At 38.8% G+C, this 17335-nt stretch carries 16 protein-coding genes and 1 other annotated feature (1 of these 17 running past the window's edge); of the genes, 12 read left to right on the forward strand and 4 right to left on the reverse strand.

The features are described from left to right. Positions 1–19, forward strand: a binding site (T-box leader); it begins 157 nt to the left of the window's first position. Positions 20–108: 89 nt separating this feature from the next. The 3 genes from nhaC (at position 109) to IGJ63_RS01490 (ending at position 2780) form a co-directional block, all read left to right on the forward strand. Continuing rightward, the gene (gene nhaC, locus IGJ63_RS01480) at positions 109–1554 is read left to right on the forward strand and encodes a Na+/H+ antiporter NhaC (RefSeq protein ID WP_002383673.1); all 1446 of its coding nucleotides are present in this window, start codon (positions 109–111) and stop codon (positions 1552–1554) included. A gap of 151 nt (positions 1555–1705) precedes the next feature. Further along, positions 1706–2140, forward strand: a complete 435-nt coding sequence (locus IGJ63_RS01485) for a MarR family winged helix-turn-helix transcriptional regulator (protein WP_002362972.1) — start codon at positions 1706–1708, stop codon at positions 2138–2140. Positions 2141–2144: 4 nt separating this feature from the next. Continuing rightward, positions 2145–2780, forward strand: a complete 636-nt coding sequence (locus IGJ63_RS01490; protein ID WP_002358386.1) for a nitroreductase family protein — start codon at positions 2145–2147, stop codon at positions 2778–2780. Positions 2781–2822: 42 nt separating this feature from the next. On the opposite strand, the gene IGJ63_RS01495 is transcribed toward IGJ63_RS01490, so the two are convergent. Further along, positions 2823–3656, reverse strand: coding sequence for a Cof-type HAD-IIB family hydrolase (locus tag IGJ63_RS01495; RefSeq protein ID WP_101731663.1), 834 nt, complete (start codon positions 3654–3656; stop codon positions 2823–2825). A 183-nt stretch (positions 3657–3839) separates the two neighbouring features. On the opposite strand from IGJ63_RS01495, the gene IGJ63_RS01500 reads away from it, so the two are divergent. The 3 genes from IGJ63_RS01500 to IGJ63_RS01510 are packed head-to-tail and all read left to right on the forward strand — an operon-like array spanning position 3840 to position 8057. Then, positions 3840–5588, forward strand: coding sequence for a PTS transporter subunit EIIC (locus IGJ63_RS01500; RefSeq protein WP_180758859.1), 1749 nt, complete (start codon positions 3840–3842; stop codon positions 5586–5588). Beyond that, a complete protein-coding gene (locus tag IGJ63_RS01505) occupies positions 5579–7612 on the forward strand; it encodes a BglG family transcription antiterminator (protein ID WP_438745832.1) in 2034 nt (677 codons plus the stop codon). Before IGJ63_RS01500 ends, IGJ63_RS01505 begins: the two co-directional genes overlap by 10 nt. Before the next feature lie 10 nt (positions 7613–7622). After that, complete coding sequence (locus tag IGJ63_RS01510) at positions 7623–8057, forward strand: PTS sugar transporter subunit IIA (protein ID WP_101731664.1); 435 nt, start codon at positions 7623–7625, stop codon at positions 8055–8057. A gap of 175 nt (positions 8058–8232) precedes the next feature. On the opposite strand, the gene IGJ63_RS01515 is transcribed toward IGJ63_RS01510, so the two are convergent. Beyond that, positions 8233–8328 (reverse strand): type I toxin-antitoxin system Fst family toxin, encoded by a 96-nt coding sequence (locus tag IGJ63_RS01515; RefSeq protein WP_015543884.1) that lies wholly within the window; start codon positions 8326–8328, stop codon positions 8233–8235. Positions 8329–8573: 245 nt separating this feature from the next. Here IGJ63_RS01515 and IGJ63_RS01520 point away from each other — a divergent pair, with 245 nt between their 5' ends. Genes IGJ63_RS01520 through IGJ63_RS01530 form a run of 3 tightly spaced genes read left to right on the forward strand, consistent with a single transcriptional unit; the run spans position 8574 to position 11967 of the window. After that, positions 8574–10346, forward strand: a complete 1773-nt coding sequence (locus IGJ63_RS01520; protein ID WP_101731665.1) for a PTS mannitol-specific transporter subunit IIBC — start codon at positions 8574–8576, stop codon at positions 10344–10346. A 14-nt stretch (positions 10347–10360) separates the two neighbouring features. Then, the gene (locus tag IGJ63_RS01525; protein WP_002355279.1) at positions 10361–10798 is read left to right on the forward strand and encodes a PTS sugar transporter subunit IIA; all 438 of its coding nucleotides are present in this window, start codon (positions 10361–10363) and stop codon (positions 10796–10798) included. Positions 10799–10812: 14 nt separating this feature from the next. After that, on the forward strand, positions 10813–11967 hold the full coding sequence (locus IGJ63_RS01530) for a mannitol-1-phosphate 5-dehydrogenase (protein ID WP_002355280.1): 1155 nt from the start codon (positions 10813–10815) through the stop codon (positions 11965–11967). A gap of 68 nt (positions 11968–12035) precedes the next feature. Here the strand turns inward: IGJ63_RS01530 and IGJ63_RS01535 are convergent, their stop codons facing one another. Both IGJ63_RS01535 and IGJ63_RS01540 read right to left on the reverse strand, forming a co-directional pair. Continuing rightward, positions 12036–13151: an NAD(P)/FAD-dependent oxidoreductase gene (locus tag IGJ63_RS01535; RefSeq protein ID WP_002383680.1), complete on the reverse strand. Its 1116-nt coding sequence runs from the start codon at positions 13149–13151 to the stop codon at positions 12036–12038. Positions 13152–13229: 78 nt separating this feature from the next. Next, on the reverse strand, positions 13230–13868 hold the full coding sequence (locus IGJ63_RS01540) for an NAD(P)H-binding protein (RefSeq protein WP_002383681.1): 639 nt from the start codon (positions 13866–13868) through the stop codon (positions 13230–13232). Positions 13869–14188: 320 nt separating this feature from the next. Between IGJ63_RS01540 and IGJ63_RS01545 the strand changes: the two genes are divergently transcribed. The 3 genes from IGJ63_RS01545 to IGJ63_RS01555 are packed head-to-tail and all read left to right on the forward strand — an operon-like array spanning position 14189 to position 17313. Continuing rightward, positions 14189–15367, forward strand: a complete 1179-nt coding sequence (locus IGJ63_RS01545) for an efflux RND transporter periplasmic adaptor subunit (RefSeq protein ID WP_002355284.1) — start codon at positions 14189–14191, stop codon at positions 15365–15367. A gap of 9 nt (positions 15368–15376) precedes the next feature. Next, positions 15377–16087 (forward strand): ABC transporter ATP-binding protein, encoded by a 711-nt coding sequence (locus IGJ63_RS01550; protein ID WP_002383683.1) that lies wholly within the window; start codon positions 15377–15379, stop codon positions 16085–16087. Next, on the forward strand, positions 16084–17313 hold the full coding sequence (locus IGJ63_RS01555; protein WP_002355288.1) for an ABC transporter permease: 1230 nt from the start codon (positions 16084–16086) through the stop codon (positions 17311–17313). The genes IGJ63_RS01550 and IGJ63_RS01555 overlap by 4 nt, the downstream gene beginning before the upstream one ends. Positions 17314–17335: the final 22 nt, after the last annotated feature.

Here is a 17335-nt window from a genome sequence, read left to right on the forward strand (position 1 = left end):
GGAGAGATTCGTCCTTATTCTTTAAGGATGAATCTCTCTTTTTATGTAGCTTTAGGAGGCGTTTTCAATGAGTTGTGGAGGGGTTATTCGTTATCATAAGATCCTTTAATGTCAGAGTATTCAGAAAAAAGATTAGAGGAGAGTAACGAAATGAAAGAAAAACAGAAAAAGAAGACCGTGAGTGTTCGAGAAGCAAGTATCGTGTTATTAATTATTGTGGCAGCTATTGCGACAGGAGTAATTGGCTTAAAGATATCGCCAAATATTACTATTTTGTTTGTGATTGCATTGATTTTAGGCTACGCAATGTTTCGTAAAGTACCATTTGATCAAATGCATAAAGGGATTGTTGATGGCTTGAAGCCAGGAATTATTCCAATTTTTATTTTTATTTTAGTGGGTGCATTGATTGCCGTTTGGATTCAAGCAGGAATTATTCCAACGATTATGGTTTTTGGTTTTAAAATGATTAGTGTTAAATGGTTTGTGCCGTCAGTTTTTATTGTCTGTGCGATTGTCGGCAGTGCAGTAGGTAGTGCTTTTACAGTGATGTCAACAATTGGAATTGCCTTTTTCGGTATTGGCAGTACCTTAGGATTAAACCCTGCTTTAGTTGTGGGTGCGATTGTTTCTGGCTCAGTCTTTGGTGATAAAATGTCGCCTTTATCAGAATCAACAAACTTAGCCGCAGCGATTGTTGAAGCGGATTTGTTTAAACATATAAAAAACTTGATGTGGTCGACTGTACCAGCATTTATCGTCTCTTTAATCTTGTTTATGATTTTAGGGCAAACGTACGCGAATACAAGTCTGACAGAAGTAGTTCAAGTTATTCAAGTATTGGAAGACCACTTTACCATTTCCATTTGGTCATTGTTACCATTAGCCTTAATGTTAATCTGTGCCTGGCGCAAAATTCCAGCGATTATCACGATTTTGTTAAACATTATTGTGGCAGTAATTATGATTATTATTCAAAATCCGAAAGTATCGTTGCAGGCATTAGGAAACACGTTGGAAAATGGGTTTGTTTCTCAAACGGGGAACGCACAAATTGATCAATTACTAAGTCGTGGCGGAATTATGAGTATGATGCCGACTGTGGCACTTATTATTCTAACGTTGTCTCTAGGTGGCTTATTAATGGAATTAGGATTGATTTCTGCGGTCATGGAAGTTGTTTCGCAGAAAATGAGCAGTACACCGAAATTGATTTTATCAACGTTATTAACAGGAATTGGCGTAAATATTTTTATTGGTGAACAATTCCTATCGGTTATTTTACCAGGAAATGCCTTTAAAGAAGTTTACAAAAAAGAAGGCTTGGATCCGACTGTTTTAGGCAGAACCTTGGAGGATGGTGGGACGGTTATTAACTACCTCATTCCTTGGGGGATTGCAGGTAGCTTCGTAGCGGGGACCTTTGGCGTACCAACGTTGACTTACTTACCATTTGTTTTCTTTAGCTTATTATCGCCTGTCTTCTCAATGGTCAGTGCATTTACTGGTTTAGGGATTAAGCGGTTATCAGCAGAACCTGTTACCGAAAAATAGATTGATTAAAATAGAACAGTTGATGGGGAATACTGTAGTTTCTCTCTGTCAATTGTTCTATTTTTCTTGTAAAAAAGGTTGCATTTTTAGAAAGAAACAGTTATAGTTGACTAGTCAATTGTTGACGAGTCATCTTTTTAAGGAGGAAACTATGTCGTTATCATTACGGGAAGTCAGCCAATTATTATGTCAGTTAAAGGTATTAGATCAAAAAATTACCAAAGTTTTTGAAGAGCAAGTTGGCTTGAGTTTGACTCGTTATGAGTTGCTGATGATTTTAAAAGAACGTCAGCCGTGTCTTCAAACAGAGATTCAAGAACACTTAAAAATCGATAGTGGTGCGGTCACTCGCCATTTGAAAATTTTAGAAGAGAAACAGTATGTGACACGACAGCGAAATCCAGAAAATAATCGGGAAGTGCTAGTGCATTTAACAGAAAAAGCACAACAAGAACTGCAGCAATGTACAGCCAAGCAACAAACGGTAACAGAAATTATTCCCAGTACATTTACAAAGGACGACTGTCGCCAATTAAAAGAACTTTTGACAAAACTAGATCAAAGCATTACAACGAAAGAGGTATGATAGAATGACAACATATACAACGAATGATTTTTCAGAGATTGTTTTTGGCCGCAAATCGGTTCGGGTGTACGATGAAACCCATAAAATTTCTCATGAAGAAATGTTAACAATGATTCAAGAAGCGACCACTGCCCCTTCTTCTGTTAACATGCAGCCATGGCGTTTTGTCGTAGTGGAAAGTGAAGCAGGCAAAGAAAAATTAAAACCCTTAATTCGTTTTAATACGCGTCAAAATGAAACATCTTCTGCAATGCTCTTAATTTTTGGTGATCTAAACTGCCATGAGCGAGGAGAGGAAATTTACAATCAAGCTTATGCTAGTGGTAAAATGCCTAAGGAAGTGCGGGACCAACAATTAGCAGCAATTATTCCCCATTATGAAAGTTTAAGCAGAGAACAAATGAATGACATCGTAAAAATTGATGCGAGTTTAGCAGCTATGCAATTTATGTTAGTGGCACGAGCTCACGGATATGAAACAAATCCAATCGGTGGTTTTGAAGCGGAAAAATTAGCCGAAACATTTGGTTTAGATCAAGAGCGCTATGTCCCAGTAATGATTTTATCTGTGGGTAAGGGGATGGAAACTGGCTATGAATCTGTTCGTTTAGCACCAGAAAAAATCACGACATTTGAATAGGCAATAAAAAATGACGGCGTACGCTTGCATCAACCAACGATCTTAAAGAAAGTTGGCTAATGCAACAGCGATGCCGTCATTGTCGTTGGATAAAGTGACTTCCGTTGCGATGCTTTTAAGCTCGTCAACGGCGTTTTCCATAGCAATCCCCGTGCCGGCCCATTCCAACATTGTATAATCGTTGAGACCATCACCAAAAGCAATTACTTCTTCAGCAGTTATGCCTAACTGTAGGGTTAGTTTTTCTAAAGAACGCGCTTTATCAATATTTTTAGCGGTAAATTCAAAATAGAAAGGAGCGGAAAAAGCAGCGGTGACGGTTTCTTTGAAAGGCGCGTAGATGGCCTCATGATATTTTTGTAAATAGGTGGGTTCACCAGCAATTAAAATTTTGTTCAAGGGAAAGTTTAGTCTGGCGGCTAAATCATGCCACTCACATAATTGAAAGTTGCCGCCCCGTGATTCATATTCAATAATATTAAAATCACCAGTCTCTAAATGTAAGGTGTTATGAAAAACATCATTGACATACATAAATGTTTCATCATTAATCATTGGAATTACGTCAAATTGTTTCAAATGCTCTAAAATTTGTTGACTCAATGACTTTGAAATTGTCTGATTAAATAGTTGTTGCTGACTGCCATGATGGGTGACACAAGCGCCGTTATAGGAAAGTAAGTGTCCATTATAATGAGCCATCTCCAATTCATCTGCTAAGGGCCGCATACCGTTAGTCGGGCGGCCAGAAGCCAAAATCAGTGAGAGGCCTTGTTTTTGTGCAGCTACTAGTGCTTGTCGCGTTTTTGGTGAAATCTTTTTTTCTGAAGTTAACAAGGTGCCATCAATATCCATTACAATTGCTTTGATTGCCATAATTGGCCTCCAATCCGAAGAGTTTCTTTCTTTTAGTATAAAAGTTTTTTCTATTAATGTAAACGGATTCTCTTGTGAGGTGCATAAAAGAATTATTTTACAAAAATCTATACTATTTTTTTGTGAAATTTCATATAATAGAAGTATTCTAATTATCTACATAGAGAGCGAGGGACAAGGAATATGAAGGAAAAAGAAATGCATTCGCTCTTTTTTAAACATAAGTTTGTGAAAGTAACTCCCTATTTACGTCGTTTTGGTCATCGTTTGAGTGGGATGATTATGCCAAATTTGAGTATTTTTATTGCGTGGAGCTTATTGTCTTTGGTGGCTGGCTATACGACCGGGAATCTACGGCTAGCTCTTTCTGAAGTCGAAACGATAATGATTCGAGTTGTTTTACCGATTTTAATTGGTTTTACAGGCGGAAAAATGTTCGAGGAACAACGTGGCGGCGTCGTTGCTGCTATTGCGACAGTGGGCGTGATTGTTTCCACAGATGTTCCACAGTTGTTTGGTGCTATGTTTATTGGCCCTTTAGCAGGATATACTTTCGCCAAAATTGAACAAATTCTCTTACCGAAAGTTAAAGAAGGCTATGAGATGCTGACTAAAAACTTTTTAGCAGGAATTGTGGGAGGACTGCTTTGCTGTTTTGGTATTCTGGTTGTAGCTCCTACTGTTGAAAGCGCTAGTTTTTGGCTGTATCAATTTTCTTCTTGGTTAATTGAAGCCAATCTTTTACCATTGGTTCACGTTTTCTTAGAACCCTTAAAAGTGTTATTTTTTAATAATGCGATTAATCATGGCTTATTAACGCCTCTAGGTTTAGAAGGTGCTAGTCAAACAGGTCAGTCCATTTTATTTTTATTGGAAACAAACCCTGGACCAGGCGTGGGCGTTTTGGTTGCTTTTCTGCTGTTTGGTCCTGTAGGACAACGAAAAACAGCAGGAGGCGCCACCATGATTCAATTGATTGGGGGTATTCATGAAATTTATTTTCCGTTTGTTTTGATGGATCCGCGCTTATTTTTAGCAGTAATTGCTGGAGGAATGAGTGGTACGCTTGTTTTTCAAATATTTAATGTGGGGTTAAGCGCTCCTGCTTCGCCAGGTTCATTGGTTGCGATTTTAGCCAATGCCCCGACTGAGGCAAGGCTGGCGGTTTTTAGTGGAATTTTTGTTAGCTTTCTGTGCTCTTTTGCAATAGCAAGCTTGTTATTAAAACGTCAACGAGGAACTGAACCAGTTTCAATGATAAAGATGAAGGAGAAGGAGGAAGACCAAGTGGAAACAGTCACACCTAACTATCAGCAAATTTTATTTGTTTGTGATGCAGGAATGGGATCAAGTGCCATGGGGGCTAGTTTGCTAACCCGACAATTAAAAGCGGTGAACTTGGAGATACCTGTGACTTACCGGTCCGTTCATCAGATGAAGTGGCAGCCTAAGACATTAGTGGTCATTCAAGCAGAATTGAAACAGTTAGCACAAAAGTACGTCCCAGAAAAGGATATGGTGAGTGTTCAAAATTTTTTAGAAATTAAATCCTATTACCCGCAAGTTTTAGCCAAACTGACTGCTTCTTCTCAAGAGCAATCTTCACTTGGTTCAGAGTCTACTGAAACGAACCCGACAAAACAAATACAGAAGCTTGTTTTTTTATATGCCGAGAATGTTCGAGGATCGCAAACAATGGGAATGGAATTATTGCGGCAACAAGCGGCGAAACAAGGAGTCGCGATTGAAGTATCTAAAGAGCCACTGGAAACAGTCTTTTTTACCAAGGAGACAACCTACGTAGTGACTCGTGAACTGGCGCAAGCCTATCATTTAGATCTAACGCAACAAAATTTATACGTAGTTACTAGTTTTTTGAATAAGAAAGAGTATCAAGAATGGCTGGAAGGAGGAGCTGATAGATGTTTTTAACGACAAGAGAAACTGTTCTATTAACGGAATTAGTGAATAGTCCTACCCCCGTTTCAGTAAACCGCATGATGAATTTGTTAAAGGTTAGCCGCCGGACGGTATATCGTGAATTAGAAAATTTAGAAACCTCGCTAGCATCGATGGGCGCGACGTTGGAAAAAGTAGCTCGTGGGCGCTTTTCGATTCAAGCAGATGAAGCAGCGATGACGGAAATTCAGGCTGCTATTTTAGGAGAAGAGACACAGGAACTTTCTACTTTGGCGCGGCAACATGCGATTTTATTGACATTACTTCAAACAAAAGAGCCAGTCTCTATGCATTATTTTCTGGAAACGTATTGTATTAGTAATACGACTTTTTATGCCGATATTAAACAATTAGAAATACGGATTGCTCGGATTCCGTTGACGATTTCTCGGAATCAAGGCTATGAAGTGACTGGTTCTGAAAAATATCGCCGTCTTCTAATGGCGAATATTCTAAGTATGGAAATTAATGAGTACCAATTTTTTCATTTTACCGAATTAACAACAAGCGACCATTTTTTCTTTCAGTTTATTCATGCAGAACATTTAGCATTTGCACAAAAAATTGTTCAGCCAGAAGTAGAAACTTTATTTCCAGCATTAAGTGATCGCAAATTACAACATTTGATTTTAATGTTAACAATTGCGATGGATCGAGTCACTGCAGGTTTTTATTTAGCTGATGAGACCTATACTGGGCAGATGAATAAGGCTTTTCTAAATTGTTCTAAACGACTTTTTTCAAAAGTCGCTGCTGAAACGAAACAACTATACGCTGTCAGTGAGATTGTTTTTTTTGCTAGCTTATTAAGTGATTTTTCTAATTCTTTTGATGAAGATTTTTTTGATGAACATTTTGACACTCAGCTGGCTTATGCAGTGAAACAACTGATTGAAGCAGTAAGTCAAGAAACGGAAGTTAATTTTTTCGAAGATACCAATTTGTATAAAATGTTGTTGACGCATTTATCAGGTGTTTTTTCTCGGGCGGTTTTACAAGAAGAAGATTTAACGAATCCCATTTTAGAACGGATCATGAATCAATATCAAGAAATAGCTGCGGCTTTACGCCAAGCGTTGCCGCAAATTTTTCCGCAAAAGAATCTATCGGAAGAGGAAATTGCCTACATGGTACTTCATTTTGCTAATTCTTTAGAACGGAGTCCCAAAATTATGGAAGTTGATATTGCTGGTTTTTCTCCTAGCGGTTTGGCTTCGACAAGTATGTTGGAAATGCGATTACGGCGCTACTTTCCTTTTATCAACCAGATTCATTTTTTTCGGATTGCGGATTTAGGTAAGGTGAATGTTGAGGAAAACTATGACTTAGTGATTTCCACTTCGTTATTACCAGGATACAATGGCAAATATAAATTGATCTCACCGTTACTTTTAGACGATGAAATCCGCCAATTGAAAGAAGAGTTTAAGCGGATTAGTCACGAAAAACGCTCGCTTAGGAAAGCACCTGTGAAAAAAACAGGTGGCGAAGAAAGCTACGAAACAGTGGTCGCTTTCATGGAAGAAATTAGTAAACTATTAGAAACATTTTTCATAGCAGATTTAAATAATCAAGCGGATTTGGCAGAAACCGTTCAACAAGCCCTCGCGCAACTTTCCGCAGATTTAATCACCGATAGTGCAATCGTTTGTCAGCAATTGATGAAACGTTACGAGCAAGCGCCTATTGGGATTCCTCAGACGGAAATGGCCTTATTCCATACCTCAAGTACAGCAGTGACACAGCCTGTTTTTTGTATTTTTAATTTGGCCCAGCCACTTATGATTGAAGGTATGGATAAAAAGCCGATGCAGTTACAACGTATGTTACTCATGCTAGCGCCGATGCCGGTTGATGAAACAATCGGGAAAATTTTAGGAAAAATCAGTGGTGCGATTATTATGAATGATTTAAATACAGAAATTTTTCATTCAGGAAATGAAGCCATTGTTTATCAGTTGCTTTCGTCATTATTAATTGAAGAAATGAAAGGCTAGGTGTTGAGAGATGTTTGAAATTACAGCGGAGCAAATAATGTTGAATCAATCGTATGCTAGTTGGGAGGAAGCACTTGCAGCTTCTGGTGAATTACTGCTAAAAAATCAGTTGGTCACGCCTGACTATGTCAAAGCAATGTATCAACGTCAACAAAAAGTCAGTGTGTATATCGGTAACTTCGTGGCATTGCCTCATGCGGAAGGACAAGATGAACAAGTTTTAAAAGAAGGGATTTGCTTTATTCAAGTGCCTGATGGGGTCAACTTTGGTACGGAAGCAGATCGAAAAATAGCTACTTTGTTATTTGTCGTTGCTATAAAAAGTCAACAGCAACTAAGCATGCTTCAAGAATTAGCTTTTTTCTGTTCAGATCTCGAAAACATTCAGCGGCTCAGTGATTGTCAAACAATCGATGAAGCGCAAAAAATTCTGGCTCAAGCCTAAAGTTACATCTGGAAAAAATTGGTAGTAAAAAATCAATTCATTCTGAAATGCTCAATAATTATTGAAATAATTTTATAATAAAAATTAAAATATTTTTATTTAAGAGATTAAACAAAAAGGATAAGAAGATTCCTTGACAAAAAATAGGCCCTATGATAAATTTAAAGTAACTTGTTTATTCCTCGTTCTGTTTTTCCAACCAAATGGTTACAAGTTTCAGGACAATCCCGACAAAAATCGGCACAAGAATTTTTGTGACAATCTCGTACATGTGATGCACCTCCTTTCGAGGCAAGTCGCCAATTTGAGTATAGCATAAAAAGTTGTTCATTTATTATTTAAATTATTATAAATGAAATAAGCACGTGTTTTCTGGTTTTCGTAACTAGAGAACACGTGCTTTTTTCTTTCAACTTTTGGCACAATGGTTTGTGCCAAAGTACGACTTTTTCCAGATTCGGAAAGCGGATACAATTTAGTCAACAAGAAAAGTTACTTGAGAGAAGGGGAATAAAAATGGAACAAGTACCAGAAAAAAATAAAGTATCAATTAAAGCAAAAGTCCAAAGACTTGGCAGTACCTTATCTAGCATGGTGATGCCCAATATCGGGGCGTTGATTGCGTGGGGCGTTTTGACAGCGCTATTTATCCCAGATGGATATCTGCCAAATAAAGCCTTTGCCACGATGGTTGGTCCAATGTTGACCTATTTAATTCCATTATTAATTGGCTACACTGGTGGGAAAGTAATTGCAGGTGATCGCGGTGCCGTAGTTGGAGCAATTGCGACAATGGGTGTGATTGTGGGAACCGATATTCCGATGATGCTAGGTGCCATGATTATGGGTCCACTTGGTGGCTTTACAATTAAGAAATTTGATCAGTATTTCCAACATCGGATTAAAGCTGGTTTTGAAATGTTAGTAAACAATTTTTCAGCTGGATTAATTGGTTTTGCGTTAGCTTTACTTGGTTTTTCAGCGATTGGCCCAATTGTCGATGCGCTGACTGCTGCAATGGCACGTGGTGTGGAAATCATTTTAAATGCTCATTTGATTCCATTAACGAGTATTTTTATTGAACCGGCAAAAGTGCTCTTTTTAAACAATGCGATTAATCATGGCATTTTAACACCCTTAGGGACAGAACAAGTCTTATCGGCTGGTAAATCAATTCTTTTCCTATTAGAAGCAAACCCTGGTCCTGGGTTAGGTGTCTTATTAGCATTTATGTTTTTTGGAAAAGGTGCGGCAAAATCTTCTGCGCCGGGAGCAATAATTATTCATTTCCTTGGTGGTATCCACGAAATTTACTTCCCATATGTAATGATGAAACCGTTATTATTCTTATCGGTTATTGCAGGTGGTGCGACAGGTAGTTTGGTTTTCCAAACGTTAGATGCTGGTTTACGTGCGCCCGCTTCACCAGGCTCCATTATAGCTATTTTAGCGATGACACCAATGGGTTCTTACTTACCAGTTATTTTAGGTGTTTTGGCAGCAACTGCTGTTTCCTTTGCAGTATCCGCAGTCATTTTAAAAGCAGATGCGAAAGAAGAAAGTGATGAATTTGCCCAAAAAGTGAAAGAAACCCAAGCGGCTAAAGCAGCATCAAAAGGATTAACTGTCGCAAATGGTAGTGCTTCATTGTCAGGAATTCAACAAATTATTTTTGCTTGTGATGCTGGGATGGGCTCTAGTGCAATGGGGGCGTCTATCTTACGGAAAAAGGTCCAAGAGGCTGGTTTAGTACAAACTGTGACGAATCGGGCTATTAATAATTTGACCGATGAGGGAAATACATTGATTGTCACACAAGCGGAATTGCAAGAACGGGCTAAACAGAAAGCACCTAATGCAACCTTTGTAGCAGTTGAAAATTTCTTGAACTCACCACGTTATGATGAAATTGTGGCTGAACTATCAGGTACCGAAGAAAAAAACGACGCACAACCAACAGCCTTCAAAGCAACACCTGCTTCTGAAATTGAGGGAGATTTAGCAAATGTCAATGAGATTCTTTTGGTTCACGATGACCGTGTCGGGTCAGCAACGATGGGAATGAAAGTCTTAGAAGAAATTTTAGATAAAGAGAAAATTTCAATGCCGATTCGAAAAATTAATATTAATGAATTAACTCAACAAACACAGGCTTTAATTGTCACAAAAGCTGAACTAACGGAACAAGCCCGTAAAAAAGCACCGAAAGCGACACACTTATCAGTAAAAAGTATGGTTAATCCCCAAAAATATGAAACAGTGGTTTCGCTCTTAAAAGAAAGTGCCTAGAGAGGAAGAAAACAATGGAAAATCTTACGAATATTTCAATTGAATTAAATCAACAGTTTAATACAAAAGAAGAAGCTATTCGCTTTTGCGGCGAAAAACTAGTCGAGGCAGGCTGTGTTGAGCCCGCTTATATCGAAGCAATGATTGAAAGAGACCAATTGCTATCTGTTTATATGGGGAATTTTATTGCCATTCCTCATGGAACAGAAGAAGCCAAAAAATTAGTGAAAAAATCAGGAATCTGTGTAGTGCAAGTCCCAGAGGGCGTTAATTTTGGCACCGAAGAAGATGAAAAAATTGCTACCGTATTATTTGGGATTGCCGGAGTCGGTGAAGAACATTTGCAATTAGTCCAACAAATTGCACTTTATTGTAGTGATATGGATAACGTGGTGCAACTTGCCGATGCATTAAGTAAAGAAGAAATAACAGAAAATTTAGCCATTGCTTAAAGGAGAGAATAAGAATGAATGCAGTACATTTTGGAGCAGGAAATATTGGACGCGGCTTTATCGGCGAAATTTTAGCTAAAAACGGGTTTCATATTACGTTTGTGGATGTTAATGAAACCATCATTCAAGCGTTAAAAGAACGTAAAAGTTATACAATTGAATTGGCTGATGCCTCACATCAACAAATTAACGTTGAAAATGTGACTGGGTTAAATAACATGACAGAACCAGAAAAAGTAGTAGAAGCAATTGCGGAAGCCGATTTAGTCACGACGGCGATTGGTCCTAATATTTTACCAAGAATTGCTGAATTAATTGCCCAAGGAATTGATGCACGTGCCGAAGCAAATTGCCAAAAGCCGCTGGATATTATCGCTTGTGAAAATATGATTGGTGGTTCAACCTTTTTAGCAGAAGAAGTGGCCAAATATTTGAAAAATCCAGCTTATGCTGAACAATGGATTGGTTTTCCTGATGCGGCGGTTGATCGGATTGTTCCATTACAAAAACATGAAGACCCACTTTTTGTTCAAGTTGAGCCTTTTTGTGAATGGGTCATTGATGATACCAACCGAAAAGCCAAAGAGATTCAGTTAGAAGGCGTTCATTACGTTGCTGATTTAGAGCCGTATATTGAACGAAAATTATTTAGTGTAAACACTGGCCATGCTACAGTTGCCTATACAGGGGCGTTGTTAGGCTATCAAACCATTGACGAAGCGATGCAGGACGCCTTAGTGGTAGCACAACTCAAATCAGTTTTGCAGGAAACCGGTAAACTTTTAGTGGCCAAATGGAATTTTGATGAACAAGAACATGCAGCCTATATTGAAAAAATTATTCAACGTTTCCAAAATAAATATATTTCAGATGCTATTACACGTGTAGCACGGACACCAATCAGAAAATTAGGTGCGCAAGAACGGTTTATTCGACCAATCCGTGAATTACAGGAACGCAATCTAGTGTCGCCGCATTTATTAGCAATGATTGGTATTGTCTTTAATTATCATGATCCAGAAGATGAACAAAGCCGTCAATTACAGGAAATGCTTGACCAAGAAAGTGTTGATACAGTGATCGCTGAAGTAACGGGCATTGAAGATCCAGAAACGGTTAAAAATATTAAACAAAACGTAGAACGCTATGCGCGACCACAAGTAGCATAATAACAAAATCCTTCTACCAAGATACTTCACATTTCTTAATTAAAGGGAAAAAAACAACCGCTCACTGATTAAAGTGAGGGGTTGTTTTTTACATATTGACTAAGTGGTTTTTGATAAAGCTCTCCTTTGAAGGCACCTGTATTGAAGTATTCAGCTAATTGGTAACCAATGAATGGGCCAGTAGTGAGTCCTGATGAACCAAGTCCGCTAGCAACCACAAGGTGGGGCATTTCTGGCAAAGGGCCAAAAAACGGAGCGAAATCGGATGTATAAGCACGTGTACCGACGCGGTAATGCATAGGTTGCTTAAAAAGCTGCTCTGCTTCTTTTAGAAATGGCGCAGTCCCAGAAGTTAGTTGTTGAAAAGCGCTAACAGTCTCTTCTAAATCCCAGGCTTGATCATTTTCGTGGGTGGCACCTAATAAAATTTTTCCTTGATTAAAAGGAATTAAATCGGCTTCGCCATCTAACATAGCAACAGGCCATTGCTGACTGTTTGTAAAAGGGGTCTCGAAAACTAATAATTGTCCTTTTTGGGGACGAATGTCCACAGATAAATTTAAAGTAGCGAGTAATTCCTTTAAATGAGGACCAGGTGTTAAAGCGAGAAAATCAACGCTCTTTTTTTCTGAATTTGTGACAATTTCCCACCCTTGATTCAGTTGTCGAAAGTGCGCCCGTTGTGAGCAAAAAGTGACCCCGTTGGCTTCGGCGCGTTTCTGAAGATGGTTTAGATAAGCTGGTCCATCTAGGCGACCGCCGCCAGAAATAAAAAGTGAGGGAGTTTCCTTAAGTAGCGGTAAGAACTTCGCTGTTTGAACTGCTGACAACATCGTGATTTCTCCAATTTCAGGTGCAGTTTGCTTACGCTCTTCTGCCAAATGGGCTAAGTCTGCCAAAGCGGCTGCCGGGCGCAAAATGACAGTCCCTGATTGACGATAAATATCCTCCGTCAGCTGAAAATCTTTGACTAGCTTTGGAAATAGGGCAGCGCCCTCTCGCGCTAATTGGTACCATTTCTTATTCCGACGTTTGGATAGCCAAGGGGAAATAATCCCGGCGCTCGCTTTAGTCGCTTGGCCGAGCCCTTCATCATAAACGGTAATGTCAAATTTTTGTGGATCTAAATAATTAGCTAACGTCATTCCGATAATGCCGCCGCCAATAATGGCAATTTTTTTCATGCTTCTTCTCTCCTTCGAACAGTTGTATTGTAACACAAAAAAACCGCCTCTAGACAGAGACGATTGAGAGATAAATTGTTAGCGGGTCCTTCTGTGTGTATAAATAGAATTGCCGCCTTCTAAAACGTGAACAATTTCTTGTGCCATTTCTGCCACAGGCACGGGATCATAGCCAATAAATAAGTTCTTTAAAAAGGGGATTTTCTTAAAAAAATAAATACATTTACTAAAAAGTATGGTGCCGGTACGTTCTTGACCTACAAGTAAACTAGGATAAAAAATCACCGCTTCGGCGACTTCTTGGTGGATTAGTTCCTCCGCTGCCAATTTGGCATCCATATATTTTCTCAAAGGGAAAGGAACAGTATTGGCTGAAATAAATAAAAACTTAGCTGGCTTTTTTTGTTGTGCTAAAAAAGAGCTGATTTTTTTCACGGGCGTCAGAATTAGCCGTTGATAGGTTTTCTTTTTTCGTGGATTTTCAAATAAAATACCTACTGTATCAATGACCCAGTCAGCACGCTGGACTTGTTCTTGCCAATTCGTGTCACGAGTAACATCGGAGCATACCCACTGCACTTGGTGGCTCCAAGATGCGGAGAGCGTGGTAGGCTTTCCATGACGTGAAACACTGATGACTTGATGTTGGCGTTGAACTAAAATTTTCGCGATTTGTTGACCTAAAAAACCGCTACCGCCAAAAATAATGACTTTCATGGCAAGCCCTCACTTTCAATTGTTTCTTCTAGTGTACCTTAAATAAAAAAAGAAGCAAAAAATCTCGATTGCGCATAGTTTAGTTATAAATAACATAAAAATAACCTTTTTTGATTGTTGAAACACAAAGACCCAACAATGGTTGTTTATTGTCGTGAAATAAATAAAAAAATGAACAAAAATGAAATAAATCAGACTAAAGGCCTAGAGAAAGGCCCTTGTTTCTTGAATTCAAGCATGGTTAAATAGGTATAAGTGAACGACCGAGCAATTTAGTTTGTTGGGGAAAATAGACAGAATGAGGAGATGAAACGAAGAAAATGAAGAAGAAAACGATAATTATATTGGGGGCAGTTGCGGTAATTGCGGTTGGGGGCATCGTAACTGTGAATGCGTTAAATAAAAATGCACAACAAGTAGCTGTCAAGCAAGCGCCTAAAGATGACTGGGGAATTGACTATTTTGACGTTCCTGACTTGCAGCAAATTTATATTAATGGTGTCATCCAACCGGAACAAATGGAAGCCTTTGCGCGCGATCAAAAAATAACAAAGGATCCAGAGATTAAGGTGAAAAACGGCGATGTCGTAGATGCAGGCACAGAATTATTTACTTATGAAGATGAGGCGGTCACAAAAGAAATTGAGGCACAACAAAATAGCTTAGCCAAATTAGAAACGAAGCGGGCGAATATCTATAATAAGTGGAATCGGGCCATTGATAAATTTAATAAAACTAAAGAAGAAGACCGCACGATGTCTGGGGATGATTTAAATGAACAATATCAAACAGAAGTTGATGCAGTAGATGAAGAGATTACCTTCACCAATGAAACCTTAGCGGATTTAGGAGCGAAGCAATATATTTCCACAAAGGCTAATTTCAAAGGTCGCGTATCAATTCCAGAAGTAAAAGATGCCAACTCACCGATTTTACGGTTAACTTCAGAAGATCTTTATTTAGCTGGGAAAGTGAATGAAAAGGACTTGACTAAAATTAGTGTTGGGCAAAAAGCTAAACTAACTTCTGTTTCCAATAATGTGGTTGTGGATGGCTCAATTTCTTACATCGATGATAATCCTCCTGAAGGCAACAGCGATGCCGCGAGTGGCAATCCAGAGGGCGGCACGACGATGTCTAGTTATAGCGTCAAAATTGCGTTGGCCAATTTAGACAAAGTCAAAAATGGCTATCATATGCAAGCAACCATTGATTTAGGCGATTTAGGGGCGATTGAGTTACCGAAAAAAGCAATTCAAAAAGAGGGTGAACAGGCCTACGTTTTAGTGAATGATTTTGGAACCATCATTCGTCGTGATGTCCAAGTCGGGCAAGAAAATGGAGACAAAATGGCGATTGAATCTGGCTTAGAATCAGCCGACCGAGTGGTTATTTCTTCAAAAAAACCAGTAAAAGTCGGTGATATTGTGGAATCAGATGCAGCGATTGCTTCTGATGAATCAGCAACCAACGAATCAATGACAGATGCGTCGAAATAGGAGGGCTTGATGGTGGAAGCAAACAATACAAATCAACCCCTCATTGAATTGCGGGACATTAACAAGTTCTATCCAGTAGGTAAGGAAAAACTACATGTTTTAAAAGAATTGAACTTGACCATCCATCAAGGAGAGTTCATTTTAATCATGGGGAAGTCCGGTAGCGGTAAGACAACGCTGATGAACATTATTGGTTTCTTGGATCGCTTAACAGACGGAAGTTATCATTTCTCAGGAACAGATGTTTCAAAATTGTCTGAAAATAAAAAATCAGCCTTTCGCAATGAATATCTAGGATTTATTTTTCAACAATTTTTCTTGATTAATTCTTTAAATGTTAGTCAAAATGTTCAATTGCCCTGTGTTTATGAAGGGAAAAAAAGCCGCGCTGAGAAAAAAGCGATTGCTGAAAAATACCTAAAAATTGTCGGTTTGGAAACAAAAGCCAAATCAAAAGTTACTGAACTTTCTGGAGGACAGCAACAAAGAGTAGCCATTGCTCGTTCCTTGGTGAATGATCCATTATTGATTATGGCTGATGAACCGACTGGGGCATTGGATAGTGAAACGGGTACAGAAATTATGGAATTATTGAAAGAATTGAATGAACAGGGCAAAACAATCGTCATGGTGACACATGATGAAGATATGAAAAAATATGCCTCACGAGTGATTCATATGAAAGATGGTCGCTTTTTGGAAGAAGAGGTGATTAGATGATTGCTAATTTATTTGTTAGTACTTTTTTAAGCTTAAAGGCGCATAAGTTGCGGGTATTTTTAACGATGGTCGGGATTATTATTGGGATTACATCAGTCGTAACGATTTCTGCGCTAGGTGAAGGGATGAAGCGTCAAGTTGTGAAGGCATCCAGTGCAGTGAACGCGGATGTTTTGAAGATTCATTATACAATGTCGGATGGTAGCAGTGACAATTTTATGTCCTACGAAGAGCCAGATTATACGTTTAGCCGAGTGGACTTGAAAAAATTACAAGACATTCAAGGAATTGAAAGTATTTATCCTCAATATGGTGAATCAATGATGGGGGGCGGAGACAATTTGTTTGTACCAATGGATTATTTTGGGGCGCAAGCGAATTTATCCATTACGTCGACTAAAGGGCAGAATGATATTTTATATGGTCGTGATTTTCAACCGAGCGATGCAAATACAGATGCGATTGTCTTAAATCATGATATCTTTGAAGCGCAAATTCGGCTTGATGATCCTAGCCAACTCATTGGAAAAGCTGTTTCAATTGGTGGTTATATGTACAAGGTGATTGGTATTTTAGCACCAAAAGATTTAGATAGTTTGGGCATGAACGATGATTGGGCAACTGCTATGAGCAGTTTTGTTTCTCGAGAATCATATAATAAATTAGCGAAAACAAAAGCAATTAGTGGCATCAATATTAAGGTTCGTGAGGGAGCGGACCGTGAAGCAATTTTAGGACAGGCAATCACCATTTTAAGTGAAAATCATCCTGAAGTGAAAGGAACGTTTAAAGAAAACGACCAAGACCAACAACTCCAACAACAAATGGAAGAAATGGTCACGGGTATGACAATGTTTCTGATGGCAATTACTGCAATCTCCCTATTAGTCGGGGGAATTGGCGTCATGAACATCATGTATGTGTCCGTCACGGAACGGAAACGAGAAATCGGGATTCGTCGGGCCATTGGTGCTAAACCACGAGTCATTTTATTCCAATTTTTAATGGAAGCAGCGTTTATCACATTGATTGGTGGTTTGATTGGTGTCGGCTGCGGCTACTTATTGGCAACTGTGGTCGGTGGGTATATTTCGATTACGCCAATTATTACGCCGTCCATCTTTGCCATTTCAACATTGGTTTCTGTCTTCACAGGTATCTTTTTCGGGATTATTCCAGCAATTGGTGCCTCGAGGATGGATCCGATTAAAGCGATTTATAATTAAAAAGAAGAGCTTGGTAGTCACA

The sequence above is a fragment of the Enterococcus sp. DIV1375a genome, assembly GCF_051712205.1.
GTDB classification, from domain to species: Bacteria; Bacillota; Bacilli; order Lactobacillales; family Enterococcaceae; genus Enterococcus; species Enterococcus faecalis.

What these genes read in the sequence shown, in the direction of transcription:
- IGJ63_RS01505 (WP_438745832.1), top strand. Translation starts at nt 5,579, where the DNA reads ATGTTTTTAACGACAAGAGAAACTGTTCTATTAACGGAATTAGTGAAT.
- IGJ63_RS01485 (WP_002362972.1), top strand. Translation starts at nt 1,706, where the DNA reads ATGTCGTTATCATTACGGGAAGTCAGCCAATTATTATGTCAGTTAAAG.
- IGJ63_RS01545 (WP_002355284.1), top strand. Translation starts at nt 14,189, where the DNA reads ATGAAGAAGAAAACGATAATTATATTGGGGGCAGTTGCGGTAATTGCG.
- IGJ63_RS01550 (WP_002383683.1), top strand. Translation starts at nt 15,377, where the DNA reads ATGGTGGAAGCAAACAATACAAATCAACCCCTCATTGAATTGCGGGAC.
- IGJ63_RS01515 (WP_015543884.1), bottom strand. Translation starts at nt 8,328, where the DNA reads ATGTACGAGATTGTCACAAAAATTCTTGTGCCGATTTTTGTCGGGATT.
- IGJ63_RS01520 (WP_101731665.1), top strand. Translation starts at nt 8,574, where the DNA reads ATGGAACAAGTACCAGAAAAAAATAAAGTATCAATTAAAGCAAAAGTC.
- IGJ63_RS01525 (WP_002355279.1), top strand. Translation starts at nt 10,361, where the DNA reads ATGGAAAATCTTACGAATATTTCAATTGAATTAAATCAACAGTTTAAT.
- nhaC (WP_002383673.1), top strand. Translation starts at nt 109, where the DNA reads ATGTCAGAGTATTCAGAAAAAAGATTAGAGGAGAGTAACGAAATGAAA.
- IGJ63_RS01535 (WP_002383680.1), bottom strand. Translation starts at nt 13,151, where the DNA reads ATGAAAAAAATTGCCATTATTGGCGGCGGCATTATCGGAATGACGTTA.
- IGJ63_RS01530 (WP_002355280.1), top strand. Translation starts at nt 10,813, where the DNA reads ATGAATGCAGTACATTTTGGAGCAGGAAATATTGGACGCGGCTTTATC.
- IGJ63_RS01540 (WP_002383681.1), bottom strand. Translation starts at nt 13,868, where the DNA reads ATGAAAGTCATTATTTTTGGCGGTAGCGGTTTTTTAGGTCAACAAATC.
- IGJ63_RS01500 (WP_180758859.1), top strand. Translation starts at nt 3,840, where the DNA reads ATGAAGGAAAAAGAAATGCATTCGCTCTTTTTTAAACATAAGTTTGTG.
- IGJ63_RS01555 (WP_002355288.1), top strand. Translation starts at nt 16,084, where the DNA reads ATGATTGCTAATTTATTTGTTAGTACTTTTTTAAGCTTAAAGGCGCAT.
- IGJ63_RS01510 (WP_101731664.1), top strand. Translation starts at nt 7,623, where the DNA reads ATGTTTGAAATTACAGCGGAGCAAATAATGTTGAATCAATCGTATGCT.
- IGJ63_RS01490 (WP_002358386.1), top strand. Translation starts at nt 2,145, where the DNA reads ATGACAACATATACAACGAATGATTTTTCAGAGATTGTTTTTGGCCGC.
- IGJ63_RS01495 (WP_101731663.1), bottom strand. Translation starts at nt 3,656, where the DNA reads ATGGCAATCAAAGCAATTGTAATGGATATTGATGGCACCTTGTTAACT.